Annotated in this window: 26 protein-coding genes and 1 tRNA gene; 6 read left to right on the plus strand and 21 right to left on the minus strand. The window is 48.4% G+C overall.

Annotation, left to right across the window (positions count from 1 at the left end):
* Positions 1 to 507: 507 nt before the first annotated feature.
* Positions 508 to 762, minus strand: coding sequence for a helix-turn-helix transcriptional regulator (locus tag FCL45_RS21630; protein WP_136798036.1), 255 nt, complete (start codon positions 760 to 762; stop codon positions 508 to 510).
* Positions 763 to 910: 148 nt separating this feature from the next.
* Here FCL45_RS21630 and FCL45_RS21635 point away from each other — a divergent pair, with 148 nt between their 5' ends.
* From FCL45_RS21635 to FCL45_RS21645, 3 genes are read left to right on the plus strand one after another with little or no spacing between them, the layout of a single operon-like run.
* Positions 911 to 1,567 carry a hypothetical protein gene (locus tag FCL45_RS21635; RefSeq protein WP_136798037.1) on the plus strand — a complete coding sequence of 219 codons (657 nt, stop codon included), beginning with the start codon at positions 911 to 913 and terminating at the stop codon, positions 1,565 to 1,567.
* Between the two features lie 11 nt (positions 1,568 to 1,578).
* Complete coding sequence (locus FCL45_RS21640) at positions 1,579 to 2,721, plus strand: tyrosine-type recombinase/integrase (protein ID WP_136798038.1); 1,143 nt, start codon at positions 1,579 to 1,581, stop codon at positions 2,719 to 2,721.
* Between the two features lie 11 nt (positions 2,722 to 2,732).
* A complete protein-coding gene (locus FCL45_RS21645) occupies positions 2,733 to 2,990 on the plus strand; it encodes a hypothetical protein (protein ID WP_136798039.1) in 258 nt (85 codons plus the stop codon).
* A gap of 89 nt (positions 2,991 to 3,079) precedes the next feature.
* On the opposite strand, the gene FCL45_RS21650 is transcribed toward FCL45_RS21645, so the two are convergent.
* The 4 genes from FCL45_RS21650 to FCL45_RS21665 all read right to left on the minus strand — a co-directional run bounded on the left by FCL45_RS21650 (position 3,080) and on the right by FCL45_RS21665 (position 7,022).
* Positions 3,080 to 3,155: transfer RNA gene (locus FCL45_RS21650), tRNA-Arg, on the minus strand.
* A gap of 229 nt (positions 3,156 to 3,384) precedes the next feature.
* A complete protein-coding gene (locus FCL45_RS21655) occupies positions 3,385 to 4,710 on the minus strand; it encodes a glucose-1-phosphate adenylyltransferase family protein (protein ID WP_228721394.1) in 1,326 nt (441 codons plus the stop codon).
* Entirely contained in the window at positions 4,668 to 5,915 is a 1,248-nt protein-coding gene (locus FCL45_RS21660) for a glucose-1-phosphate adenylyltransferase family protein (RefSeq protein ID WP_136798040.1), read from the minus strand. Before FCL45_RS21660 ends, FCL45_RS21655 begins: the two co-directional genes overlap by 43 nt.
* Before the next feature lie 87 nt (positions 5,916 to 6,002).
* Positions 6,003 to 7,022, minus strand: coding sequence for a DHH family phosphoesterase (locus FCL45_RS21665; RefSeq protein WP_136798041.1), 1,020 nt, complete (start codon positions 7,020 to 7,022; stop codon positions 6,003 to 6,005).
* A 560-nt stretch (positions 7,023 to 7,582) separates the two neighbouring features.
* On the opposite strand from FCL45_RS21665, the gene crcB reads away from it, so the two are divergent.
* From crcB to FCL45_RS21680, 3 genes are all read left to right on the plus strand, one after another.
* Complete coding sequence (gene crcB / locus FCL45_RS21670) at positions 7,583 to 7,960, plus strand: fluoride efflux transporter CrcB (protein ID WP_136798042.1); 378 nt, start codon at positions 7,583 to 7,585, stop codon at positions 7,958 to 7,960.
* Between the two features lie 342 nt (positions 7,961 to 8,302).
* Positions 8,303 to 9,391, plus strand: a complete 1,089-nt coding sequence (locus FCL45_RS21675; protein WP_136798043.1) for an LptF/LptG family permease — start codon at positions 8,303 to 8,305, stop codon at positions 9,389 to 9,391.
* A gap of 38 nt (positions 9,392 to 9,429) precedes the next feature.
* Positions 9,430 to 10,275: a DUF362 domain-containing protein gene (locus tag FCL45_RS21680; protein WP_136798044.1), complete on the plus strand. Its 846-nt coding sequence runs from the start codon at positions 9,430 to 9,432 to the stop codon at positions 10,273 to 10,275.
* A 198-nt stretch (positions 10,276 to 10,473) separates the two neighbouring features.
* Here FCL45_RS21680 and FCL45_RS21685 read toward each other — a convergent pair whose 3' ends face one another.
* From FCL45_RS21685 to rplQ, 16 genes are all read right to left on the minus strand, one after another.
* Entirely contained in the window at positions 10,474 to 11,229 is a 756-nt protein-coding gene (locus tag FCL45_RS21685) for an FKBP-type peptidyl-prolyl cis-trans isomerase (protein ID WP_136798045.1), read from the minus strand.
* Between the two features lie 370 nt (positions 11,230 to 11,599).
* Positions 11,600 to 11,899 carry a Smr/MutS family protein gene (locus FCL45_RS21690; protein WP_167495801.1) on the minus strand — a complete coding sequence of 100 codons (300 nt, stop codon included), beginning with the start codon at positions 11,897 to 11,899 and terminating at the stop codon, positions 11,600 to 11,602.
* Positions 11,900 to 12,059: 160 nt separating this feature from the next.
* The gene (locus tag FCL45_RS21695) at positions 12,060 to 14,243 is read right to left on the minus strand and encodes a RelA/SpoT family protein (RefSeq protein WP_136798047.1); all 2,184 of its coding nucleotides are present in this window, start codon (positions 14,241 to 14,243) and stop codon (positions 12,060 to 12,062) included.
* A 41-nt stretch (positions 14,244 to 14,284) separates the two neighbouring features.
* Entirely contained in the window at positions 14,285 to 15,997 is a 1,713-nt protein-coding gene (locus FCL45_RS21700; protein ID WP_136798048.1) for a proline--tRNA ligase, read from the minus strand.
* 107 nt (positions 15,998 to 16,104) lie between these two features.
* Positions 16,105 to 17,187 (minus strand): flavodoxin-dependent (E)-4-hydroxy-3-methylbut-2-enyl-diphosphate synthase, encoded by a 1,083-nt coding sequence (ispG, locus tag FCL45_RS21705; RefSeq protein WP_136798049.1) that lies wholly within the window; start codon positions 17,185 to 17,187, stop codon positions 16,105 to 16,107.
* A 126-nt stretch (positions 17,188 to 17,313) separates the two neighbouring features.
* Complete coding sequence (gene tsaB, locus FCL45_RS21710; RefSeq protein ID WP_228721395.1) at positions 17,314 to 18,051, minus strand: tRNA (adenosine(37)-N6)-threonylcarbamoyltransferase complex dimerization subunit type 1 TsaB; 738 nt, start codon at positions 18,049 to 18,051, stop codon at positions 17,314 to 17,316.
* Positions 18,048 to 19,124, minus strand: a complete 1,077-nt coding sequence (gene rseP / locus FCL45_RS21715) for an RIP metalloprotease RseP (protein ID WP_136798050.1) — start codon at positions 19,122 to 19,124, stop codon at positions 18,048 to 18,050. The genes tsaB and rseP overlap by 4 nt, the downstream gene beginning before the upstream one ends.
* Positions 19,125 to 19,201: 77 nt before the next feature.
* Complete coding sequence (locus tag FCL45_RS21720; protein WP_136798051.1) at positions 19,202 to 20,362, minus strand: 1-deoxy-D-xylulose-5-phosphate reductoisomerase; 1,161 nt, start codon at positions 20,360 to 20,362, stop codon at positions 19,202 to 19,204.
* On the minus strand, positions 20,359 to 21,165 hold the full coding sequence (locus FCL45_RS21725; protein ID WP_136798052.1) for a phosphatidate cytidylyltransferase: 807 nt from the start codon (positions 21,163 to 21,165) through the stop codon (positions 20,359 to 20,361). The genes FCL45_RS21720 and FCL45_RS21725 overlap by 4 nt, the downstream gene beginning before the upstream one ends.
* 2 nt (positions 21,166 to 21,167) lie before the next feature.
* Positions 21,168 to 21,914 carry an isoprenyl transferase gene (locus FCL45_RS21730; protein WP_136798140.1) on the minus strand — a complete coding sequence of 249 codons (747 nt, stop codon included), beginning with the start codon at positions 21,912 to 21,914 and terminating at the stop codon, positions 21,168 to 21,170.
* A gap of 139 nt (positions 21,915 to 22,053) precedes the next feature.
* The gene (frr, locus tag FCL45_RS21735; protein ID WP_136798053.1) at positions 22,054 to 22,608 is read right to left on the minus strand and encodes a ribosome recycling factor; all 555 of its coding nucleotides are present in this window, start codon (positions 22,606 to 22,608) and stop codon (positions 22,054 to 22,056) included.
* A 43-nt stretch (positions 22,609 to 22,651) separates the two neighbouring features.
* Positions 22,652 to 23,368, minus strand: coding sequence for a UMP kinase (gene pyrH / locus FCL45_RS21740; protein WP_136798054.1), 717 nt, complete (start codon positions 23,366 to 23,368; stop codon positions 22,652 to 22,654).
* A 100-nt stretch (positions 23,369 to 23,468) separates the two neighbouring features.
* Complete coding sequence (gene tsf / locus FCL45_RS21745; RefSeq protein WP_136798055.1) at positions 23,469 to 24,065, minus strand: translation elongation factor Ts; 597 nt, start codon at positions 24,063 to 24,065, stop codon at positions 23,469 to 23,471.
* Between the two features lie 191 nt (positions 24,066 to 24,256).
* Complete coding sequence (gene rpsB / locus FCL45_RS21750) at positions 24,257 to 25,033, minus strand: 30S ribosomal protein S2 (protein WP_136798056.1); 777 nt, start codon at positions 25,031 to 25,033, stop codon at positions 24,257 to 24,259.
* 215 nt (positions 25,034 to 25,248) lie between these two features.
* Complete coding sequence (locus FCL45_RS21755; protein WP_136798057.1) at positions 25,249 to 26,013, minus strand: YkgJ family cysteine cluster protein; 765 nt, start codon at positions 26,011 to 26,013, stop codon at positions 25,249 to 25,251.
* A 137-nt stretch (positions 26,014 to 26,150) separates the two neighbouring features.
* Positions 26,151 to 26,540: a 50S ribosomal protein L17 gene (rplQ, locus tag FCL45_RS21760; RefSeq protein ID WP_136798058.1), complete on the minus strand. Its 390-nt coding sequence runs from the start codon at positions 26,538 to 26,540 to the stop codon at positions 26,151 to 26,153.

The raw sequence follows: 26,540 nt of genomic DNA on the forward strand, positions 1-26,540 counted from the left end.
AAGCAGTAAGCGTAGATAGCCGCTTTCCTGCTAGTGGGATTCCGTTTTGCCTTCTGCATGAGATTGAGTTCATACTCCCGCTTACTCCCCTTTCTTGTCTTTGTGTTATTTTTTGTCTCCACTTATCTCCTTTTAGGTCTGAAATCATTCGGAAATCACTTTTTCCGAGGGTTAAATTTTAACGATCCGAAAAATTACGCTACCAGACACACGTTGAAAGGGAATGACGAATCCTACGTACGAATTCACGTTTTTTTCATTCAGTGCTGAATCGAGAGGGCCGGAAAACACAAATTTTATCTCCCAACTTGGTTGTCTGGCTTTTTTAGCAACCCCCCTGTTTCGCAGCCCATAGCCCCAACCCAATGTCAGGCCAGAGCAGCAGACATGATCTGTCAGTTTCTTTTCGTTTGCATTTTCAGAGCAGATGCCCTTCCAGGGGAACAATGAACACCTTGCTACAGACTCTCTAGCCAGTACCTACCAAGATTGGAATTTCATTTGGACTCATGTCTGCTGCTTCAACACTCGCATTTGCGCTGTGCTGCTCGCCTTCTTCGCCTCCCGGATCCAAGCGTCCAGGTCCTTCTTGTAATAGTAAATCCGACCAGGTTTGATATAGCGTGGACCAGTTCCGTAACTCCGCTTCATGGCCAAGGTCTTTTCTTCAAGGCCAAGATAGAGAGCCGCATTTTTAGTGTCCATCCTGCCATCTGGATACATCTTCACAAATGGCGTTTCAATCGTGTGTTCCTCTTGCATTTACATACCTCCATAGTTAAAATCGAAAAAATGTAATAACATACAATACACGCAATAATAGTTTTAACTTTACACCTGTATCCTGTCAACAAGATAGTGTATTGTATTACAATACAGAACTATTCAGAACTTTTCCAAAGAGGGAGAAATGATGGCCAAGAAAAAAGGAGGTGGCAAGCTGTCACGCTCAGAAGTTGTAACCGTCCGGCTGGATCCGAAGTTGAGATTTGCGGCTGAGCTTGCAGCTCGGAAGCAGCGCCGTACTCTGTCCAGTTTTATAGAATGCGCGATCGAACAAGCTGTTGAAAATATGGAATTAAACCAAAGCGATAACGAGAATCACTATCTTGTTGATGCTCTTAAAGACGTTTGGGATGTCGAAGAGGCCGACCGTCTGGTGAAACTTGCGGTACATATCCCTGAACTACTGACATTTGACGAAGAACGGACTTGGAAATTGATCAAAGAGCAATCACTTTTTTGGAATACAGATCGAGATAGCAACTTCGGGGATGCGTTTCACAAGAGGTTGATTGATAATTATTCACGTGAAAACTGGGACACCACCCACAAAATCACCTATGGGGAAGCTGAGATTGAAGATAATACTACTCAGGAAGATGCCCCAGACCAATCACCAACATTTAAAAACATTGATATTTCTTTACTTAATTTCAAATTATTACGTGAAAACTGGGACACCGTCCGTAAAATCACCGACGGGGAAGCTGGAATTGAAGATCTTACAACACAGGAAGATGTCTCTGACCAATCACCAGCAATTAGTGACGACATCTCACTCTAGGAGGTTGCAACATGGCCCTCAAATTTGAAAAACTCACCCGTGCCTGTATCCGCAAAACACAACCCGGCAACAAACTTTATGAGCACGGCATAACATTTGAGCGGCTGTCCAATGGTGATGGCAGGTATACGGTCAATATCATGGTCGATGGTGTACGGATTCATCGCGTAATAGGAAAGGAGTCTGAAGGTGTAACCAGAAAGCAAGCAGAGGATTTTATCGAGCAGGCTAGAACAGAGGCCCGGAAAGGGCGGCTAAAACTACCAAAGGGCAGAAAGGTCGTACTGGGTCTTCGGGAGGCGGCAAAAAAGTACCTTACTAAACTGGCAAGTGAAGGCGGCAAGGATTTGTATATGAAGAAGTTTCGTTTTGAAGGCCATCTGCAACCATTCTTCAAAGACAAGCCCATTGCTAAAATCACCGCATATGATATCGAACGCTATAAGAAGTACCGCCAAGATGAAGGCGCAAAACCAGGAACAATTAATAGAGAACTCTCGGCCCTTTCCCATCTATACACGATGGCAATAGAGTGGAACTGGATTGCTCACAAGCCGTTTGCCATAAAGAAATTCAAGGAAGACAGGGGACGGATTGTCTACCTAACTCTAGAGCAAATCGAAAGACTTCTGGAAGCCGCCAAGCAGGATCAGAACGAACACATTCACCCCTTCATTGTCATCGGCTTAGCAACCTCTATGCGGAAAATGGAAATCCTATCAATCAGGCTGGAACACATCGACGTATCCCGAAGAGTGATTTACATACCTCAGGCCAAAACTGGGGCCAGAGAACAGCCTATGACAAAAAGGCTAGCCAATCTCCTTAAAGGCCTCATTAAAGCTGCCGCAACTGATCAGGAGTGGCTTTTCCCTTCACTAGCTTCCCGTACTGGGCACACGGTATCAATAGAAAAACCTTTTCGCCGGGTAGTAAAAAAAGCCGGATTGAATGAAAGAGAGGTTGTCCGGCATACCCTGCGCCACACAGCCATTACCCACCTTGTCCAAGCCGGGGTTGACCTGCCTACTGTGCAAAGGATATCAGGCCATAAATCGTTTGACATGGTTGTTAAATACAGCCACCAGAACGGCAAACACATCGATTCAGCAATGGACAAGCTGGAAAAACGTTATGAGATATCAAACGCATAAGGGGCCATCCTATGAGCGAAAAAGCTATCTCTGTTTTTTCAGCCAAACAGATTGCTACTGCAAAAGTCAGACGTGATCATGTAGAATTGGAGCTTATCGAAAGTCCAAATATTGAAGGCATTTTGGCATATGCCCTCAATGGGAGAGATCCTGCTGATATTTATTTTTTCCACGTAATATCAAACCGATTTGCATTTGGTGCAAGCCGAATTATCGGTATCTCGAAGTCAGACGGAAAAGTAGTTTTCGATGATTATGTGGGTGAGTAGAAACTTGAACTTCTTGGCACGATTACACAGGAATTACACAGGAACGACAAAAAAGCCTCAGGTGAGAACCTGTAAGCCTTTAATATCTATGGTGACCCCGGCAGGATTCGAACCTGCGACACCAGGATTAGGAATCCTGTGCTCTATCCCCTGAGCTACGGGGCCAACATTTGCAATTTTCGGTGAGCAATATTACCCGAGTTTGTGATTTTCGCAATATCTTTTCAAGGCTCCGTTCAGTTCCTCAAATACTTTCTCGTCCAGTACCACGTGACATCGACATGTCAGCCATCTCAGCTCGTTCTATGCAATAGATATCATATTCTAGTTTCGGATGATTGGCAGGGATACATAAGCTCCCGCAGTTGATGCTGCAAGACCAATAGAAAAGCCTCTACTTCACTGTACCATCCTGCAACAGAGTCTCACCATCGTTCAACCCCGAAGCTGGAAATTTATCACCGGTAGTGAAACCATGTACCGCACAGTTTCTACCGATGGTTATTCCTGATGGTATAGTTACACGTTTGCCGATAACAGTAATCCCGGTATAGAGATGATCGGGCGAGGCACAGTTTACAACATCATGACCATCGCCATAGCCAACCACCGCTCTTTCGCTCACTTCCACATATTTGTCGACAATGGCCAGATCCACAACTCCGTCTTTCCGTACCGTGCAGCCTTCAAAAAGGATGGAGTCCTGTACCATAGCGCCCTTTTCCACCGTCACACCCGGTGCCAGTATCGAGTTAACCACAGTACCTTCTATCCGGCAGCCTGCTGCTATCATGCTATTATGCAGTTCGGCCTTATAGCCGTATCTTGCCGGAGGCCAGTCATATATCCTGTGGCTGGACTCTACATTGGTTATGATCCCCCACTGCTCGGGGAGCAGGCCACTGTCCGGGTTCAGGATATCCATATTGGCCTGCCAATATGCCTGGATAGTCCCCACATCCCGCCAGTAGCCATAGAAGGGATAGGCGAAGACATTATCATTTTCTATGGCCCAGGGCAGCAGGTGCATGCCGAAATCCAACTCATCTTTATTGCGGGCAAGCGCCTCCAGCAGGTAATTGCGATCAAAGACGTAAATGCCCATGGAAGCGAGATTACTGCGAGGCTTCTCAGGCTTTTCCTCCCAGTCAATGATGCGGTTTTTATCGTCGATTATACCGGCACCATAGTGGCGAATCTGACTTTTGGGCACAACCATCATGGACACGGTCACATCCGCCTTTTTGGAGCGGTGATATTCGAGCATTACCTCGAAATCCATATGGTAAATATGATCGCCGGAGAGGATGAGCACCTCTTCTGAGGGGTTGGCTTCGATAAAGTCTATATTTCTGCGCACTGCGTCTGCTGTTCCTTTATACCAGTCAGAATCCTTTGCCCCGGTGCGCGGCGGCAGTATTTTCACCCCACGGGTTCTGCCGGTGAGATCCCACGCTTCACCCGCTCCAAGATGATTCATGAGGGAGAGCGGCTTATACTGGGTGAGTACACCAACCTTCTGCAGCCTTGAGTTGGTGACATTGGAGAGGCTGAAATCAATAATACGGTAGATGCCGCCGAAAGGCACCGCAGGCTTGGCCCGCTGCTCGACCAGAATATTAAGGCGGCTGCCGACTCCGCCCGCCAGCAGCAAAACCAGAGCTTGTCTGGTGTTCCTCATCGAAGCACCTCCCCAGCCTTCACCTTCTTTTTCCAGCATGCATCATTCAGCTCAGGCCAGATGGTGGCTCCGTGACCGATTGTAGTCTGATCGGGTACGTCGTTATTCCATCCAATGACTGTAACCCCGCTGGATTTTCCTCCTGCACCGATCTGTACATGATCACCGTAATAGGTGTTCACATCCGCCACCACCTTGGTCAGGGTGCAGTTATGGCCAACCACATTGTTAAAGAACAATACCGAATCTTCTACCAGGGTATTGCGACCTATCTCCACGCCTGGAAAAAGAACGGAGTTTCGAACCGTGCCTTCTATGCGGCAGCCGTTGTAGATCAGACTGTTAGTTACTGTGCCGTAATCACCGACTATCGTCGGCTGAAAATCACGGATATCCCGATGATCGAGGTTAGTGCGAAATCCCCAGTTCTCGATATCGATCAAGGGCTTTTCTCCCAACAGATCCATGTTTGACTGCCAGTATTCATTAACCGTGCGTGTATACCCCCAATAGCCGCAGAACTTGTAGCCATAGATTTTGTACCCTGCCCGCATCATATATGGAATGATGTCGCGACCAAATTCGAACGACCTCTGCCCCTGATTAAATTGGAGCATCTGATACAATACCTGCGGTTTGAAGCAGAACACCGTCAGTGAAGCCCATTCCGCCTGGGAGCTCTCAGGCTTTTCCCAATACTCCAGCACCCGACCACCCCGGGCCCCATCCTCATCGGAAATTGTCGCAACCCCGAAACGGTGAGCCTCTTCCGGACTGATGTGAATCAATGCCATTGTCAGGTCTGCATCCCGCTCTTGATGGTAGCGGATCATATGATCGTAATCCATATGATAAATATGATCGCCGGAAAGAATGAGGATGTGCTCGGGGTCGTGGAACTGTACGAAGTCGATGTTTTTATGCACCGCGTCGGCGGAACCCCGGTACCAATCCTTATGGGTGGAACCGATGAATGGCGGCAGAATGGAGATACCGCGGTGACGGCCAAGCATATCCCAGGCTGCGCCTGTGCCGATATGATTGATGAGGGAGTAACTGTGATATTGACTGAGGATGGCAACCTGCTCAATTTCTGAGTTCATCAGGTTACTTAACGGGAAGTCTATAACCCTGCCGAACCCACCGAACGGCAGCGCGGATTTCGGCCGACCGTAGGTTAGGACGTCGAGTTCGTCGACCCTGCCTCCTGCAAGGATCATGGCCAGGGTGGTCGTTTTCAGCATCAATGGTCTCCCGATAGAGTGAGGACCGCAGGAAATTGTATAGGTATTGACCGGCAGCATGTCCCTGCCGGTCAATACCTATACAATCTATATATGACGCGTAATATATCTTTTCAAACTCGCAGAGGTAAACTCCTTGTCACCGAGATCGAGGTTCTTCAGCGGCACCTCTGCCCGGGCGGCCTCTTTGTGGCCACCTGCTGAACCAACTTCACCGAAAACCTTGCTGGCAAGTTTTCCCGCGGATTTTCGATAGCCGTCGCAACGGAAGATAACCACCAGCTTCTCGCCATGATAGCCTGAAACAAAAACCCAGTCGATCTCTCCAACGTGGTTGAGGAAATCGGCGATAATCACCAGCACATCAGGGCTGCGAACCTTACCGACATGCGAATAGTAACGTCGCTTGGAGTATTTCAAAGACTGAAGAGCTATATTGAAATATTTCAGTTCTGACTTGCGCAGGTCGGTAAGCTCGAATTTTCGTACCAGGTTACGGTTAGCTATATCAAAAAGATATCGAAATGCATTGCCGTCCGCAAGCAGTGATTTCTTCTCAAAATTCTGGGTATCAACCTTTATTGCGTAAAACAAGGCAGTTGCTAGAGCAACCGATGGTTTCATACCGGCGGCACGGAGATATTCGACCATCATGGTAGCTGTTGCACCATACTCCGGACGAATGTCTATAATTGGCGCATCCCACTCACCACTTACCGGATGATGATCGATGATTACATCAATCTGCATCTTCTCAAAACACGGCAGGTGACTTGGCTGAGAGTCGACCATTACAGTTTTATTGAAGTCTCCAATTTTGACATTGCCAAGGCGCTCAAGCGGAATTTTCAACCGCTCCACCATGGAGACATTATTCATACGCCGGATCTCATTGGGATGGGCGATCACGACGTTTTTCACCCGATACCTAAGCAATCTTTTTATGGCCATGCCACTGGCCAGTGCATCGGGATCTGCATTTATGATAACCAGAACAGAATCATCTTTATCAAAAATGGCCCAGAATGCATCCAGTTTATCTTTTGCTGTGCCCCAACTGGCGAACCTGTCGGTACAGCCATTCCTCTTCTTGTGGTTTTTAGCCATTTACACGGTAACAGTGGTCTTTAAGTTGTTAGTATGGGATCACACGTCAAATACGCGTCTGCAATTTGCTGGTAGCTCAAATTACACTTTCAACTCTTAACAGAGTTGTCCCTGATCTTTTTTCCTGTATGTGCCGTTCAAAAAAACGCAAAAAGGCACCACGCTCACACAGGAATACACAACCCGTATGCCAGCCACCTCCAGTAAAATTCAGCCCTCCAGCCAATCCGAAAGCTTCTCGCTGAGAGCAGTAAAATATTGGCAATTAAATAATAATTTCAGTCACTTTCAGAGAAACCAATATCACGTAAACTCCTCAATATATCACAACAATTGAAAAAAAATCAAGTCTACGGAACCATAACCCGTACTCCGGAGTCTGATTAAAGGAGCTTGTGGAATGTACCAACCGCTCTCCGAATGCTCTCTTAAGTAACCGTAACCTTTCACAACTTGACCTGCAATGGCAATGATGGTAAGGGATTACAAGTTATCATAACTGCCCGCACAGTGTATATGTCCGCTCTCCCTATAACTTTTTCCATGATACGATATTGGCAATGAAAAACATACTCGCAATTGCTCTCGGCGGCTCAATAGGTTCAATTGGGCGGTACTTTATTGCTTTAGCGGCTGCCCGAGTTGGTGGTAACTTCCCCTTAGGAACCTTCGTGGCCAACGTATGCGGTTGCCTGTTCATAGGTTTTTTCTGGAGCTGGTTTGACAGAGTTGAGATCAGTCACGAATTCCGACTGTTTCTCTTTACCGGTTTTCTCGGCGGATTCACTACCTTTTCAACCTATGCTCGTGAGAGTGTTCAATTCTTCCGTGCAGGTGAATCAGCACATGCCATAGCCTATCTTATCGCCAGCAATATCGTCGGACTGGCCTTCGTATTTGCCGGATTCCTGTTGGCTGAAAAATACATCCGACTCTAACTGCTCCGGCATCAAACAGCTCTAGCTACCATTTATCATTCGTCTCCTCAATGAGTAGCAGGTGACCCCGAAAATATTCATTCATTCAGCGACAGTATTAGCTGGCTTGAGTTTTATTTTGGCCAATTACGGTATATAGTTGGGTAATAACAGGCAAGCTATTTGCCAGATTCGATTTTATACTTTACATAATACGCACGAAGCTAATATATGCTCACTTTCGATGAGCTTCGTTACCCAGGCTGTGCTTGAGAATTATTCGTGTGTTACGATGGCTCATCCTCAACCAGACAGCACAAACAGACTCAACCCGGGGCTCTCGGAATGGGCCAGTGAAATTACGTGAAATTACTCGACAAATACCTCCTTAAACAGTTCAGCAAATACTTCCTTACAGTTACCTCCGGCTTTGTTGCGCTCTATCTGCTCGTAGACTTTATTGAAAAGTTCGACCGATTCACCAGTGCAGGCAAATCACTTGGTCTAGCCCTTAAGTTCTTTTTGCTGAATATTCCTTTTATCATCGATCAACTTGGTCCTATTCTGATTCTTCTCTCGGGAATTATCAGCCTTGGAATTCTTAATCACACCAACGAGCTTACAGCTCTGAAAGCCGGCGGCATCCCTCTTCGTAAAATTATTAAGCCACTTATTTTGGGCGGGCTTGGGATTACAGGCCTGCTACTCGCCTCTGCGCAGTGGCTGCTGCCCTATACCATTTCTACCACGAACGAGATCTGGCACGAACAGGTTGGCGGCAAGGTACCTCTTGGTATCTACCGCAACGGCCGCTATTATTATCGAGGTGTGGAAGGTTTCTACTCTTTCGAGTGGCCCAATTCACAGAAACTGGTTTTTCGCCACTTTTCCTATTCCCGTTGGAATTCTGAATATAACGTCGAGGCACTGATTACCGCCAAGTACGCCAAGTGGCATCCCCAAAAAGACAAGTGGATACTCGATGTAGTCCAGGTTCAGGAGATTAATGACAAAGGCAAATATGTGATTCAAAATATGAATCACTGGGAAGTTCACTTACCTGAAGACCCGCATGACTTCCTGGTACCTGAATATGAGTCGGCCGAACAATCATTGACGCAGCTCTATCATGCGACAACCACCCAGGACACAGCCGATCTCACAAACCGCGCCAGGACCGATTTTTTCAGCCGTATCTCCTATATCCTGCTTGGGATGCCATTGTTGCTGCTGGGTATGCCCATGCTGCTCGCCTCCTACCAGAAATGGGGCCGTGATCTCTCAGTGGCGATCCCTGCCAGTTGCGGTATGGCCTTTTTTGTCTGGGGCATCTGGGGCGCGCTGCAGTCCCTGGCCGGTGCAGGCTATATCCCACCAATCTTTGCCGCTTCGACCATCCATCTGATATTTGTCAGTATAGGAATTTTCCTGCTCTACCGGCAAAATCAGTAAGCCGTATGTCAGTCTGAGCATTTTTTCAGGTATTTTTCATGTATTCTGTTCGCAACACCATTTGCAATAGAGTGTACTCAACAGCTATTGCCAGAGACCACGGGAACGTGCAGCGCAGTGTCGACAGGCTGCTTGCCGAAACCGATCTGGCTGACAGGCTAAAGGCTGTTACCACAGTTCTTATTAAACCCAACCTGGTCGAGGCACTCGAGCCACCTATCACTACGCCGGTTGCACTGATTGAAGCTCTGGTGTGTCATCTGAGAGCCATTTCACCTCACCTCGAAATTATGGTTGGTGAAGGTACCGGCTCTACTGATTACGACACGTACCATTGTTTCGAGACCCTCGGCTACACCGGGATGGCCGCCAAGCAAGGGATAGAGCTTGTTGACCTCAACCCTCTCCCTTCAACCAGACTCGCCGATAAGCGCTGCCGTCGGTGGCCTGAAATGTACCTGCCCAAACTGCTTGATGATATCTTTCTGTTATCTGTTCCGGTGCTCAAGGCTCACTCTCTTGCCGGGGTCACCCTGACCATGAAAAACATGATGGGATGCGCTCCACCTGAGCATTATCAGCAAGGCGGACATTGGGGAAAGTCATCATTCCATGAACGCATGCAGGAATCCGTTTTTGACCTTAACTGCTACCGCACACCGGACTTCACCCTCATGGACGCAACTGTCGGCATGAGCCAGGCCCATCTCTGGGGCCCCCATTGCGACCCACCTGTTGGCAGAATTGTCGCATCTGCTGATCCTGTTTCTATTGATATGTATGGTTGTCAACTGCTGGGGAAAGACTGGCGACAAATCGATCATATCGCCATGGCGCATGTATTACGGGACAGCCAGGAAGAGTATGAATTAGTGGAAGTATAAAATACGATTGCACTATAAACAAAAAGGCCTCTGGAACGTTAGTTCCAGAGGCCTTTTTGTTTATAGTAACTACTGCCCTGAATACTCATCAGCCAGGTAGCGTCAGATTCGAAGTTTTTGACAGTTAACTATAGATTGCGATGTGAACTGTCAAAACACTGAAGAACATGGCATTACATGGCTGATGAGTGAAACAAGTTAGCTGGCAGGCAACTGCTCCGGCACCGCCTCAACGGGAACTTCCTCGACCATAGGCTCGATAGAAAGCAACTCAACCTCAAATACCAGCACGGAGTTTGGCTCGATTCTTGGCATCACACCCTGCTCACCATAGGCAAGCTCGGAAGGAATAACAAGGCGCACCTTGGAGCCAACCGGGATCAGCTGCATCGCCTCTTTCCAACCAGGAATTACCTGGTTTACAGCAAACACGATTGGTTCACCGTGGGCAATGGAGCTATCAAACTCGGTACCATCAATGAGACTGCCCACGTAATCTACCTTGACCTGGTCGGCAAGCTTGGGCATAGGTCCATCACCTTTGGTGATAAACTGGTACTGGAGGCCGGAATCAGTTACGACCACACCATCGTTCTTTTTATTCTCCTCGAGATAGGCTTGACCACTCTCCAGGTTTTTCTGTTTCATTGCCTCGAGTTCAGCCATTTGCTTGGCCTGCAGCCTGGCACCGAACTCTTTTTGAACTGTAACAATTTCTTCGGGATTCATGGCAAGTTCGGCATCGGAAAAACCGTCAGTGATACCGCGAACCAGACTTTCAAAGTCGATATCATCCCCGAGATTATTAAAATAGCGACCTACATCACTACCCATGGCATAGCTTAATTTTTGAGAAAAAGTCTCGAGTTTCGGCTTTTCTGCTGCCTCCTGGGCAAACAGCATCACCGGAACTGATACGACACAGGCGGCAAAAAGCGCGATTATTCGTTTCATTCAATGCTCCTTTCAGTTTGTGCTCATCGCACATGGTTGATCACAAACGCTGGCTATAGAGATATCCGCCAGGGTTGTGCGTATTACTTCTCTTCTCCACCTTATGGGGTCAGGTATGCCTCTATACTGCATTCCTGGCTAAAAAGCATCCGCTCTAAATTGGAAATTTACTCCGGCCGGAAAAGCTCGGTCATAAAAAGAGTTATCGAAAATCGTTGATTCCCTCTCCTGCTGAAAAAACTCTGCTGAAAGCATATCAGAATCTCACCTGACAAGACAAGGGTGTTCGGGTAATCCTTTCCCTCCGATTCCCTCATTCAATCACCTTACGCACTTTCAAGAAACTGTAACCGGAACAGAGCGTTTAGCTTTATATTATAATCACGGTTATACCCTGATTCCTGCGGTTAAGGTTCTTGTTCAACCTCAGTTGCGGGTAACGGTTGAGCAGGTCTTTTACCACTCCGTTATTTTTATGAAAATCCTCTCCGGAAACATAACTGCTGAGCTGACCGTGGCTACACATATAATCGAGAGTTTTGCGACATTCCCGGCGAATGGCCCCGCCCTTGCCGGAAGAGCCGTAACCATGGATGACCGTCAGCGCCTGTATTTCACCATTTCTCGCCTCTCGTATGGCCACCTGCAACTGACGTAGAGCACTCTCCACGAAGGGCATTCCCTGCTCTAAATTAATTGTACGATGAAGAAATGTTTTGGCTTTGCTGCGAGGTTCGGAACCTGCCTGCTTTGACCCGCAGAATGGGCAGAAGCTTTTATCATTATCAATCTCGTTTCCGCAAATCAGACAAATATCCATACCACCGTTACTATATACGCCTCGCGGATATTACGTGTTCCATCTGCCTGATATGCTGCATAATAGTCTTAAGATGCTCGAGATCTTTTACTTCCAGAGTGATGTGCAGATCAGCGGTTTCCTCTACGGTAGTGCGACCTGAAATATCTGCGATATTAGCGTTGTCTGCACTGATAACCGCACTGATCTCAGCAAAAATGCCACGGCGGTTCTCCGCCTTGATATGGATGGCGACATTGTAATACTTTTCTTCCATACCGGCCCATGAGACATCAATCCAGCGAAGCGGGTCGGTGGATGTCAGATTGACGCAATCCTGCTTGTGGATCGAGACACCGCGTCCCTGGGTGATAAAACCGACGATAGGGTCGCCCGGCAAGGGGGAGCAGCAGCGACTGATTTTGGCCAGCATGCCATCTACACCTTCAATGCTCACGCCAGACTTGTCCCGATTGGCTGATACAGTGCTCTGCGGCACAGCTGCCTCGGTCAGTTCTTCCTGCGACAATTCTGCGGTTTGAGCCACATGCTCGCCTGCACTCTCGGCAGGCAACAGTGCCCGGATGAGAGACTGCAACGTTATTTGACCATTGCCGACCTTGATCAGCATGTCGTCAAGGGAATTGCAACGCAACGCTTTGAGCAGCTGACGTATATGACCGCCCTTGATCATCCTCTTGAGGGTCATATCGTGCTTTTTCAGCTCACGCTCGCAGATCTCCCGGCCAAGCTTGAGTGCCTTCTCCTTTTCTTCACGACGCAACCATGAACGAATCCTGGCCTTTGCTCTGCTGGTCTTGACCAGATCAAGCCACCCTCTTCGCGGCGTCTGGGTAGGTGAGGTAATAATCTCGATAATATCGCCGTTCTGCAGCTTGTACTTCAGCTGTACCAACCGCCCGTTCACCTTGGCACCTACACAGTGATCGCCCACCTCAGAATGAATTGAGTACGCAAAATCAATAGGACAGCTGCCATTGGGGAACTCTTTTACCTGACCGGCAGGAGTGAGGGCATAAACATCGGGATCATAGAGCTCACCACGTACTGAATCAAGGAATTCCCGTGGATCTTCGACCTCTTGAAGAGACTTGACCAGCTTTTTCAGGTCACGAAAGAGACGTGCATCCTTATCTGTGGCCTTTTGTCCCTCTTTATACGCCCAATGTGCTGCGACACCTTCCTGGGCCACCCTGTCCATATCCTCTGTACGGATCTGGATCTCGATGAAATGGTCTCTTGGGCCAACGACCGTGGTGTGCATGGACTGGTAGTTATTGGACTTGGGGACAGAGATGAAATCCTTGATTCTGCCTGGCACCGGAGACCACTCTGCGTGAACCACACCGAGGGTTTCGTAACAATCTTTGACCGATTCGACAATAACCCTGAAGGCAACCTTGTCGTATACCCGCTCCAGTGGAATATTCTGGGCAATAAGCTTCTTGTAGATAGAATAAATATGCTTGGGTCTGCCGATGATACGAGTTGGCTCAATATCATTTTCGGCAAGCTTCTGGTGGAGTATGGCTATTACCTCGTCAACATACTCCTGTCTCTCTTCAAGAGAACTCTCCAGCTTTTCCGTCAGGTCTTTATAATCTTCGGGATAAAGATATTTGAATGAGTAGTCCTCAAGTTCACGCTTCAGCCAGTCAATACCAAGCCTTGAAGCAAGAGGAGCATAGAGATCCATGGTCTCCCGGGCAATTTCCAACTGGGTTTCCCGGTCAACATGGTCAAGAAGGAACAGGTCCTGCAGGCGGTCGATAAGTTTCAGCAGCAGTACACGAATATCTGCAGCTATGGCGAGCAGCATCCGGCGCACATTCTCTGCGTGGCTCACCAGCTTGCTGTTATATTGGACCTTGTTGATCTTGGTGGCACCAGCCACAATGGCCGCAACATCGGGACCGAAATCCTTTTCCAGTTCCTCGATGGTTACCCCCTCGTGCGGGACACCATGAAGCAGGCCGGCCAGAACGGTATCCAGATCCAGATGCATTGATGCCAGGGTCGAAGAGACCTCCAGCAAATGGATCAGATAGGGTTCGCCGGAGAGATGGAGTTTCCCGCTGTGAACACGGGTGACGACCTCCCACGCCTTATCTATGGGTGAGAGGTCGACACCATGCAGGTAATTTGAAGCTAGAATTTTCAACCCTTTCGGGTTTAACATCGATGAGTAGGGCATAGCACTGCGTAACGCAAACTCTTGGCGGATATCCGCTCAGGTCAGTGTTCCATATCTTTTTTGATTCTCTCCAGCAGAGATTCAACTATCTGCTCTGGAGCAATTTCTTCAGTATATCCATCACTGCGACGGCGCACCTCGAGAACTCCGTTTTTAGTCAGGGACTTGCCAACAGTCACCCGGTACGGAATTCCCAACAGATCAGCATCTTTAAACTTGGAGCCCGGACGTTCATCGCGGTCATCGAAAAGTACTTCGATACCAGCTTGCTGCAGATCGCTATACAATTTCTCGGCCGCCGCATTAATACTCTCATCCTTCAACCCAAGATTCAAGATAATAACTTGATATGGTGCCAGGGGTACCGGAAAAATAATGCCGTTTTCATCATGATTCTGCTCGATAGCAGCGGCAACGACCCGGCTTACACCGATACCGTAGCACCCCATAACGAAAGGCTTCTCCTGGCCGTCTGCATCCTGGAACATAGCCTCCATCGACTCTGAGTAGGAGGTCCCAAGCTTGAAGATATGTCCTACCTCGATACCCTCGGTGAGATCGATCTCTCCACCACAGGCAGGACATGGATCTTCGATAGTCACCTGGCGCAGATCAGCTATGCCGCTCACCTCGAAATCACGACCGAGGTTCACGTTACGCATATGGTAATTCTTCTCGTTGGCTCCAACGACGAAGTTTGCCATAGCGGCAACCTCCTGATCGGCAACCAGCTTGATTTTGCTGTTGACCGGTCCGAGATAGCCTGTCGGGGCCCCTGTGGCATCAAAAGCAGCTTTGTCGTCAGCAAGTTCAACGTCAATGGCCCCAAGGAAATTCTTGAGTTTCACCTCTTCAACTTCACGATCGCCGCGTACCAGTACTGCCACCGGGGTACCATCAGCAATATAGACCATTGTTTTTACGAGCTGATCGGGGGTAATATCCATGAACTCACAGACCGCGTTCACCTTGCGCTTACCTGGAGTCTCAACTTTTTCAAGATCAAGCAGCGGCTCATCGTTTTTCGCTTCGGCCGGCTTAACCTCAGCCTTTTCCATATTTGCCGCATACTCGCACGACTTACAGACCACGATGGTATCCTCGCCAGTATCGGCCAGTACCATAAATTCATGGGAGAAACTGCCGCCAATGGCACCTGAGTCCGCCTGCACTGCACGGAATTCGAGACCGCAACGGGTAAAAATACGTTTATACGCCTCGTACATTTTACCGTACGCGACCTCTGCGCCAGCGTCATCGACATCGAAGGAGTACGCGTCCTTCATGATAAACTCACGACCGCGCATCAGGCCGAAACGGGGACGTATCTCATCGCGGAACTTGGTCTGGATCTGGTAGAGATTAATCGGCAGATCCCGGTAGGAATGAAGGTCCCGGCGAATAATATCTGTGATAACCTCTTCATGGGTAGGTCCGAGGCAGGACTCACGCTCGTGACGGTCATGAAAACGCAGCAATTCCGGTCCATACTTCTCATATCGTCCGGTTTCACGCCAAAGATCCGCAGGCTGTACCATCGGCATCATCAGTTCCTGGGCGCCGGCCCGGTTCATCTCTTCCCTCACAATCGCCTCAACCCTGCGAATTGCCGCCAGACCATAGGGCAGATAGGTATAAACTCCAGAGGTGAGTTTTCGCATAAAACCCGCTCGCAGCATGAGTCTGTGACTAATGACTTCAGCCTCGGCAGGTGTCTCCTTGAGTGTAGGCAAAAGTGATTGAGAGTAACGCATAGATGTTCCGTAAGTAAAATTATCTTAGTTGAACCGCCCCGGCTGGAGCGGCATCCCCCGCTGTCGCGGGTTGGGAATTTGTAATACGAAGAGAATTTAGCAGATTTTCAGGATTTTCGCCCTTCCTCTTCCATTTTTTTCAATTCAGCGAGAAATGTTTCCAACAGAACATCTTCTGAAACCTTTTTGAATATCGCACCTTTTTTAAAGATGATACCGACTCCGTTACCGCCGGTTACACCAATATCAGCCTCTTTGGCCTCACCTGGCCCATTGACCACACAACCCATGACCGCAACTTTAATTTGAGTTTCCATGGTCTGAACATAACGTTCCACTTCTTCAGCCAATTCAAAAAGATTGATCTGGGTTCTTCCACAGGTTGGGCAGGAAATCAACTCAGGGCCGCGCTCCCGGATCTTGAGCGAACGAAGCAGCTCAAAACCTACCCTGATCTCTTCTTCCGGATCTCTGGTAAGTGAAATTCTGAACGTATCGCCAATCCCCTGACTGAGAAGAATGCCGAGGGCCACACTTGATTTCACTGTACCTGCGATCAGGCCACCAGCTTCGGTAACCCCAAGATGCAGAGGATAATCGGTGAGCTTTGAGAGCTGCTGATAACCGCTGACAGTGGTCATCACGTCAGAGGACTTGATGGAAATCTTCATCTCCTCATAGCCGTGTTTTTCCACCAGACGCACATTTCTCATAGCGCTCTCAATCAGAGATGATGGATTCTCAGGGGTGGGATAACCGTGCTTTTCCAAGAGGTCTTTTTCTATGGACCCGCTGTTTACGCCAACTCTTATCGGTACCTTATGCATCCTGGCGGCGGCCACCACCGCGGCGAGCTTCTCCTCACCACCGAGGTTGCCGGGATTGATGCGTATACCCTGGGCACCGTTTTCCATGGCACTGATGGCCAGCCGGTGATCGAAATGAATGTCGGCAATCAGTGGAATCTGGATACCATCTCTGATGGTACGGAGCGCCTCTGCCGCCTCCTGATCGAGTACCGCACAGCGGATAATCTCGCACCCTGCCTGCTCGAGCCTTTTAATCTGCTCGATGGTCGCTTTGGTATCACGAGTGTCCGTATTGGTCATGGACTGTACGGAAATCGGGCTACTGCCGCCAATCTGCAGATCGCCGAGTTGGATGGTTCGTGTCTGACGTCGGATAATCATGGAAAAAACACTGCGGTTAAAAATTGGATTGCCTGAGTACTTCGACTATGAACATACAACCGGACGGTTACCACAAAATCTAAAAATCCCGATCCGGACTAACTCTAATCTCCTGCAGGTAAAAGACTATTTAGTGCCTTTTTTTTTCATCTGCAGATTCAATTCAGCATCGGAGGCACGGACATACATGGGAATGGCGGAACCGATTTCAAGAACTTGCCCCTGTTCTGCCAATTCGCCAGCGATCAGCCCCAGACTTGATGCGGATGGCGACCAGAGTTGGGACGGTGCAATGCTGATAGTTTCGCCCAGTTTCTCCAGCCAAAAATCCCTGTACACTGCCAGACCGTCACCAACCATCAGGGTCGGTTCGTTTATTACTTCTGCAAGCGTTTCAGGTGAATAGGCCGCAATCTCCGTCACAGCCTCTGGCGTTGTATTATCCTTCATTCGGTAAAAGCGAGCGTAGACTTCTTTTTTCCTCGCATCGAGTACAGCGCAAATCTGGCGCGGGTCATGGCAATTCGCAGCAAGAATATCGAGGGTGGATACACCGTAAAGCGGTTTATCCGCTGCGGCGGCCAAACCCTTTACAGTGGCCATGCCGATACGCAGGCCTGTAAAACTGCCCGGCCCCAGACCAACAGCATAACCACTGATATCATTTTTGCTGCAACCGGACTCACTCAGCAACCGGTCAATGGCACCAAGTAATCTCCTTGAATGGGTAACATTACTCGACAGGCTCACACTTCCGAGAACCCTGCCATTTGCCCTTGTGCCCAAAGTGAGCGCCACAGTCGAACATGAAGTGGCGGTATCAACTGCGAGGATACAGCCATCGCTTTCCACTACCTGTTTCATTGGGTCAAAATCCGCACGATGTCGTTATAAAAGACGAAGATCATCAAGGTACCAAGCAGTGCCAACCCGATTTGCTGGGCAATGATCTGCGCCCGCTCTCCAAGTGGCTTTCTGCGGATCGCTTCAATGGTTAGAAACATCAGGTGCCCGCCATCAAGCACTGGAATAGGCAACAGGTTGAGGATACCGAGATTGACACTCAACAACCCCATGAAGTAGAGAAGGTTAACCCAGCCGGCTTCCATCTGCTGGCCAGCTATCTGGGCAATCAGGATCGGCCCCCCCAGCTCCGAGGCAGGCACAACCTGTTGAAAGATCTTAACGATACTGGTTACAGTAAGGTCAACATAGCCCCAGGTTTGTTTGCAGGCATCGGTGAAAGCCCCGATCGGCCCTTTATGAACATAATTAAACTCGGCATAGGGCATAATACCTATGATGAAGCGAGGCTCCAGCTCTTCGCCGAACATGTTTTCAACACTTTCATATTTAGGCTGAATTTCGAGCTTCTTCTGGGCGTCTTCACGCAGCACAATCACATCAATTGGCTCACCGCGACTCCCCTGTACACCATGGAGTATATCGTCCCAACTGTCTGTCGGTTCGCCATTGATTGAAATGATAACATCGTTTTCAACCATTCCAGCCATAGCTGCCGGTGAACCCGGTGCGACATTACCGATTTTGGTAGTATCAATCCGCTCAGGTGTACCTGAGAAGAGAAAGAGCAGGAAAAACATCACTACGGGGAAAACGAAGTTGAACGCTGGTCCGGCAAATATTATACCGAAACGCTGACCGACGCTCTTGTGGGCAAACGATATCTCCCGTTCTTCTTTGGGTACATCCTGTTCATCCGGATTTTCTCCGTACATTTTTACAAAACCGCCAAGGGGGATGGCCGAGACGACATATTCGGTGTCGCCCACGGTCTTGCCGAAGAGTTTCGGCCCAAAGCCAAGGGAGAACTTCAGCACCCTGACCCCGAAGAGCTTGGCGAACAGAAAGTGGCCCAGCTCATGGACAAAAATGAGCAGGCCAAGGACGAGTATAAAGGAAAAGGCAGTTGTCATAACTTCACAATGGTTGGAGTAAACTGTTCCGGTTCAAATGATGTAGACCGCACTCCCGAAGCTGCAGTGCAGACTGGTCAGGCGAGGGCTGAAATTTTTTGTTCTGCTGAAACTCTGGCGGCTGCATCTGCTGCCAGGATATCTTCCAGTGATTCATCGCTCCCCTGATGAACTTCATTCAGAGTAAAAGCTACAGTTTCGGGTATCTGAGTAAAACCAATTCGCTCAGCTAAGAATGCTGCAACTGCGACCTCATTGGCTGCATTGAGCACAGCAGGGGCAACCCCCCCCGTCCGCAATGCCTCAAAAGCCATGCCAAGTGCCGGAAAAGAATCGTAATCCGGATCATGGAACTCAAGATTTGAACACTGGGACAGCTGCAGAGGTTTAAGCTTCAATGGCAACCGCCTGGGGTACGACAGGGCGTAAGCTATCGGAATACGCATATCAGGGATACCGAGATGGGCCATCACAGAGCCATCCTGATACTCTACCAGTGAATGCACAACCGATTGTGGATGAACCACAACCTCTATATCATCTGCACCGATATCAAAAAGCCATCTGGCTTCGATCACCTCAAGACCTTTATTCATGAGTGTGGCAGAATCAATAGTTATTTTCTGCCCCATGTCCCAGTTTGGGTGATTCAGTGCCTGCTCCCGGGTTACCCTCTGTAACTCTTCACGGCTCTTGCCCCTGAATGGGCCGCCGGAAGCGGTGAGGATAATTTTTGCGACATCCTTACGGTGCCCGGCTTCCAGCGCCTGAAAAATAGCGCTGTGCTCAGAGTCCACCGGTAGGAGCGGTACATTATGCTTTCTGGCCTCAGCCATCACAATCCTGCCAGCCATGACCAGAGTTTCCTTGTTGGCTAATCCGACAGGTTTTCCGGCACGGATAGCAGCAAGGGTGGGCAGCAGCCCAGCGGCCCCAACTATGGCAGAGACGGTGATATCGGCATCGCCGTGGGACGCAACCAGGCAGTTGCCTTCGGTGCCGCACACGACCCGCGTACGATACTTTGTCGGCAACATCGCCTGTATTTTCTCAGCATGCTTCTCATCGATTACGGAAACCACCTCAGGGTCGAACTCAAGCACCTGGGCCTTGAGTCGGTCCAGGTTTCGGCCTGCCGCAAGTCCTACAATAGAATAATCTTCGGGAAACTGCCGGACAACCTCAAGAACATTTACACCGATTGAACCGGTAGAACCCAGAAGTGCAATACGTTTCATTGAATCCCCATAAAAAAGTACAACAGGTAATACAAGACAGGCGCAGCAAGCAGGATTGAATCGATTCTATCGAGTATACCACCATGACCAGCCAGTAGTCTGCCTGAATCCTTGGTGCCGGTACCCCTCTTAATGATTGACTCTGCGAGATCCCCTAGAATTCCGACGCCTGTAAGGATTATTGCAGCAAACAGAATAAACGGCAGATTAACTTTATCAAACAAGAGCACAGCGAGGACAAGGCCTGCCAGAATTGCACAGACAAGGCCGCCAACAGCACCCTCTATAGTCTTTTTAGGGCTGATTGCAGGGGAAAGCTTATGCTTTCCGAATTGTCGGCCTGAGTAATACGCTCCTGAATCTGAACCGGCGGTAATCGCTGTCAGCACCACCAGCCATTCACCACCTTCTGGCAGATTACGGATCAGCGGCAGATAGGATACCAATACGCCGACATAGACCACGCCGAGGATAAGCCTGCTCAGGAACCGATACGGCTCATTCAGCCTGGAATAGCAACCTATGGTGTAAAGAAAGATAAAGAACGTGGCGGCAAACAGCCCGAACTGAATTCCAGCAGTATCGGCAAAGTACCAGCCACCCAGATAGGGCAGCAATAACGTGGCGATTGAGAGCACCCTGGTGGAGATAGACGGTGGACTTTCCAACGCCATATCCAGATACTCATTAATGCCGATAGCGGTGACTATCAGCATCACCAGTTGAAAATAGAGAGGCGTTCCGGCAAGTAGTAGAACAACCCAGGCAATTGCCAATAAAATTCCGGGAAAAGTACGACTCATAATCACTCGGCTGAAACTTGGGCACTGGTTTTACCGTAACGGCGCTCTCTCATCTGAAAATCGCTGATCGCCTGCAGAAACTGCTCCCGGCGAAAATCAGGCCACATGATATCCGTAAAAAATATCTCTGAATAGGTAAGCTGCCAAGGCAGAAAATTGGAAAGGCGCGCCTCACCACCGGTTCTGATCATGAGATCGGGGTCTGGTAGTCCGGTGGTGTAGAGGTTATCATTGATTAGCTCAGGGGTGATCGCAGCTGGTTCGAGATCACCTTTTACACAGCGCTCTGCAAGTATCCGTGCTGCCCGGGCCAGTTCATCCCTGCCGCCATAGCTGAGTGCCAGATTCAGCACCAGCTTATCATTTTGCCTGGTAGCCTCAATCACCTTGCTCAGTGCTTTTGCGGCACCTTCCGGCAGACGATCGAGGTCACCGATGCAGCGCAGCTGTATCCCGTTTTTCAATAACCTGGAAAGTTCAGCTGAAAGATATGTTTTCAGAATAGTCATCAGGCCGTTTACTTCCTGCTCAGGCCTGTTCCAATTCTCTGTGGAAAATGCGTATAAAGTAATTGCTTCAATGCCGATTTCACGGGACGTCTCAACAATCGCCCGCACTGAATCCACACCTGCTTTATGACCAAACAGTCTGGGCTTACCCTGTTGCTGCGCCCACCTGCCGTTGCCATCCATAATAAGTGCAATATGGCGCGGCAGACGTTTGGTGTCTATCGCCGGGTCAATGACCATGGTTCTCCCTGAAAAACATGATTTGTAGGTAGAACGAAACCGAAAAAGAGAGTCTACCATTATTTCTCATGGGGGTGGTTCACTAGAGATCTCCGCAATCATTGGAGAGTGCGTACCTAATCCTCATGAGAAATAATGGTTATACCTCCAGAACCTCTTTCTCTTTGGCAGCGCTTATCTCGTCAATCTGCTTAATATAGCTGTCGGTCTCACTCTGAGCATCATCCTGCAGCTTGAACAAATCATCTTCAGAGATTTCCTTATCCTTCTTCTGCTTTTTGAGGATGTCGATGGCATCTCGGCGAGAGTTGCGAACGGCCACACGGAACTCCTCAGCAATTTTCTTGACCTGCTTTACCAGACCTTTACGACGCTCCTCGGTCAACTGAGGAATATTCAAGCGTATAACTTTGCCGTCGCTTATAGGAGTAAGGCCAATATCTGACTTTAAAATGGCCTTTTCAATGGCAGGAACCATTTGGACATCCCAGGGTTGAATGGCAATCATCCGACTCTCAGGGATCGTCAGTGTTCCAACCTGGTTAACTGGCATTGCGCTGCCATAGGCATCAACCATAATTCCATCCAGGAGAGAAATTGAAGCGCGGCCTGTACGAATTTTCGACAGTTCGTTTTTGAACGTCTCAACGCTCTTCTCCATTTTCTCAGCCATATCCAGTATCACATCACTCATGCTTTTACCTCTGCTCTCTGATGAATTATTTTCAATGGTCTTATCAGGACGTTATCAGGGTACCAACGGTTTTTCCGCTTACAGCCTGGCGGATATTACCTGAAACACTCATATCAAGTACCATGATCGGTTTATTGTCTTCTTTGGCCAGAGCAATGCCAGCCGCATCCATAACCCGAAGTCCTTTTTGCAGAACCGTATCGTATGTCAATTCATCATACTTGACAGCATCAGGATAAACAACAGGATCCTTATCATATACGCCATCTACCTTGGTGGCTTTAATCACCAGATCGGCATCAATCTCAAGTGCACGCAACACACCTGCAGAGTCGGTTGTAAAGTATGGATTACCGGTACCAGCGGCAAAGATTACAACCCTTCCTTTCTCAAGATGACGGGTAGCACGTCTTCTAATATATGGCTCACAAACCGACTGCATCGGAATTGCCGACATAACTCTGGTGATAACACCCTTTCTCTCAAGGGCATCCTGCATCGCCAGGCTGTTCATAACAGTGGCAAGCATGCCCATGTTATCGGCCGTCGCACGGTCCATGCCCCTGCTTGCGCCTGCAACACCACGAAAAATATTCCCTGCTCCGATAACGATACCCGGCTCTATACCCAGCCTTACGATTTCTTTTACTTCTTCTGCGACAAATTCCAACACATCCGTGTTAATTCCGTAAGAATCGTCGCCCATCAAGGCTTCGCCGCTCAATTTCAGAAGGATTCGCTTATACTTAATTGACTGCATCCCGCATTCCTCTCTGTTTGTTGTTTTCGTTATACTGACAGGTGCTCAAAACAAATCCGGCCGGCTGTCTTGTGACGGCCGGCCGGTTAACAGGGGAACCTTACTCGGCACCTACCTGGAATCGGGCGAATTTCTTAATCGAAATATTTTCGCCCATGGTCGCAACCACCTCATTCAGTTTGTCCTGAATGGTGAGGTCCGGATCTTTGACGAATTTCTGCTCAAGTAGACAAATCTCGGCTACGAACTTGTCGAGTTTACCGGAAACTATCTTCTCTACGATTGCCTCTGGCTTACCGGAGTCAAGAGCCTGCTGTACGTAGATCTCTTTCTCACGTGCAATAACATCCGCTGGAATGTCCTCACGGGTGATACCAACCGGATTGGCAGCAGCAATATGCATTGCAATGTCTTTTGCAAAATCTATAAAGCCATCGGTCTTGGCTACGAAGTCGGTCTCACAACCAAGCTCAACCATAACACCGAGTTTACCACCTGCATGAATGTAAGTACCGATGGTGCCTTCACTGGTAGCTTTGCCAGCGCGCTTGGCTGCAACGGCAAGTCCTTTCTGGCGAAGCAGGTCGACAGCTTTTTCCATGTCGCCCTCTGTCTCAGACAAGGCCTTTTTACAATCCATCATACCTGCTTGAGTTTTATCTCTCAGGTCTTTTACCATCTGACTGGTAATTTTCATGGCTAGTCTCCTTCCACGTAACGCTCTTCGGCGCAATTTATTACAAGTAGATACATGTTCTTCATTGCATGGACAATAATCTGACATGCACTATTTAAGTGACAAGAGTGAACACAATAAAAGGGGTAGTCCATAGACCAACCCCTTTTTGCAGACACCTGCGAGCGGAGGCTCGCAGGGATACGTCTATTTTACTCTTCGGTTCCGGCAGCTTCGTCAGCCATCTCTGCACCGGCGTCAGCCATAGCAGCAGCGATTGCTTCTTCCGAAGCATCATCACCATCTCGCTCAGCCTGACCTGCGAGGATGGACTCAGCAACCTGCTGACTGATCAGGCGAATGGATCTGATCGCGTCATCGTTACCAGGAATCACGAAGTCGATACCATCAGGGTCACAGTTGGTATCGGTGATTGCTACTACAGGGATACCAAGTTTCTGCGCTTCACTTACTGCGATCGCTTCTTTCTTAGGATCTACAACAAACATAACGGTAGGAATATTACGCATATCCTTAATACCGCCAACGTTTCTCTCAAGCTTAATACGCTCTTTTTCCATCAACAGAATCTCTTTCTTAGGGAACCTGTTGATAGAACCATCAGCCTGCATGGACTCGATGGCCTTGAGACGCTCAATCGATTTCTTGATGGTCTGGAAGTTGGTAAGCATTCCACCCAGCCAGCGATGATCAACATAGTACATGCCACAACGCTTTGCTTCTTCGTTGATGATCATCTGAGCCTGACGCTTGGTTCCTACGAAAAGAACAGTACCGCCTTCCTTCACTTCCTGGGAAATGAAATCACAAGCTTTATCAAAAAGCTTCTTGGTGCGATCAAGATTGATGATGTAAATACCGTTACGGGGACCGTAAATGTATTGTTTCATCTTAGGATTCCAGCGTCTGGTCTGATGACCAAAGTGAAGTCCTGCCTGCAGCATGTCTTTAACAGTTGCTTGAGCCATAATTACCCCTTTTCTGGTTTGGCCTCCATCTTCTCTAATCACACCCCGGTTTTCAATCAATCGGGAGATGTGACACCAGTGAGTTCGAAGATGTGTGTTATGTGTGAATGATGCCCCACTATGGAGCACCTTAAAAAAAGAACAACATCATTATCTACCACGCCATTATATATTTTGCAAGCGCAGTAACTGCCATCAGGCCACAGTTTTGTTGATTATCTACGGATCAGTGAGGATTTGCCACCAAAAAGCATCTTCAGCCAATCAAAACCGAATTTAAGCAGCTCCTCATCGCTACTATTAATACTTCGCCTTCTGGACTTGGGAAGTTTAAACTGATCGAACAGATTTCGTTCCTCAGCCATTCTCCTGAAACCATCGATATTATAACAAATCAAAAAAGCCAGCTGTTGCCCTGGACCACCGGCGCCCTCTCCCTTCCATGGATTTTGCATAAAGAGGGTATCGATCTCAGCCCACAATCCGTTCATAGTATTATGTCGATCTAATTTCTGGCTTCGGATGTATTCCCTTGCTGTGAGTAATTGCTGCTCATCATGTCCTGCACAATAATCATGCTTTGCGAGAAAGTAATACTCTGCAACACCACCTTTTTCAGGATTGCGGTCAACCGCCCTTTCCAACGGGTAGGTTCTGCAATCCGTAGGCCTGTACTCATATACTGCGCAACCATCGTCAGTTAAAAAAGGACACTCTCCTCTGCCTTCCTCGGTCAATGCCAGCATTACGGTAGGGAAAAACGGATTGGATCCTTTTACCAGCGCAGTATATCTTTGTAAAAATTCCTCGGAATCAATTTGCAGTCTGTTCTTAAGGCATATGATGTCATAAGGGTACAAAACAAGATCTACTTTTTTACAACAGGTGGTAAAACAGGGTACGCCTGGGTGACAACTGAAATTGAACGGAGTTGTACCGAGCGGTTCCATACCTTCAGGGAAAACTTTTTGATAACTCATTGCTGACTATACGAATCGTTAATTAAAGTTCCGTTTAAGAACCAGAAAACACACTATTTCGATTTAAACAAAAAAAGGCTGGTGAGAGCAATTGCTCCTACCAGCCTTTTTATCAAACAACATCTGAGATAGAAGAATTAATTCTCGTCAGAGACTTCTTCGATCTTCTCTTCATAACCAACCAGTTCAATGATAGCCATGGAAGCGCAATCACCGCGACGGGTACCGGTCTGAAGGATACGGGTGTAACCACCGTTACGATCAGCAAACTGATCTTTGATATCGCTGAAAAGCTTATGAACTACATCCTCACTTCGGATGTAAGACAAAGCCTGACGACGAGCATGGAGATCACCGCGCTTAGCGAGGGTGATCATCTTCTCTGCGATAGGACGAAGCTCTTTCGCCTTCTCTTTGGTGGTAACAATACGCTCATGCTCAAAAAGTGAGGTAACCATGTTTCTGAACATAGCCTCACGATGTGAGCTTGTGCGGCCAAGTTTTCTGCCAGATTTAAGATGTCTCAT

Source organism: Desulfosediminicola ganghwensis (assembly GCF_005116675.2).
Lineage (GTDB): Bacteria > Desulfobacterota > Desulfobulbia > Desulfobulbales > Desulfocapsaceae > Desulfopila > Desulfopila ganghwensis.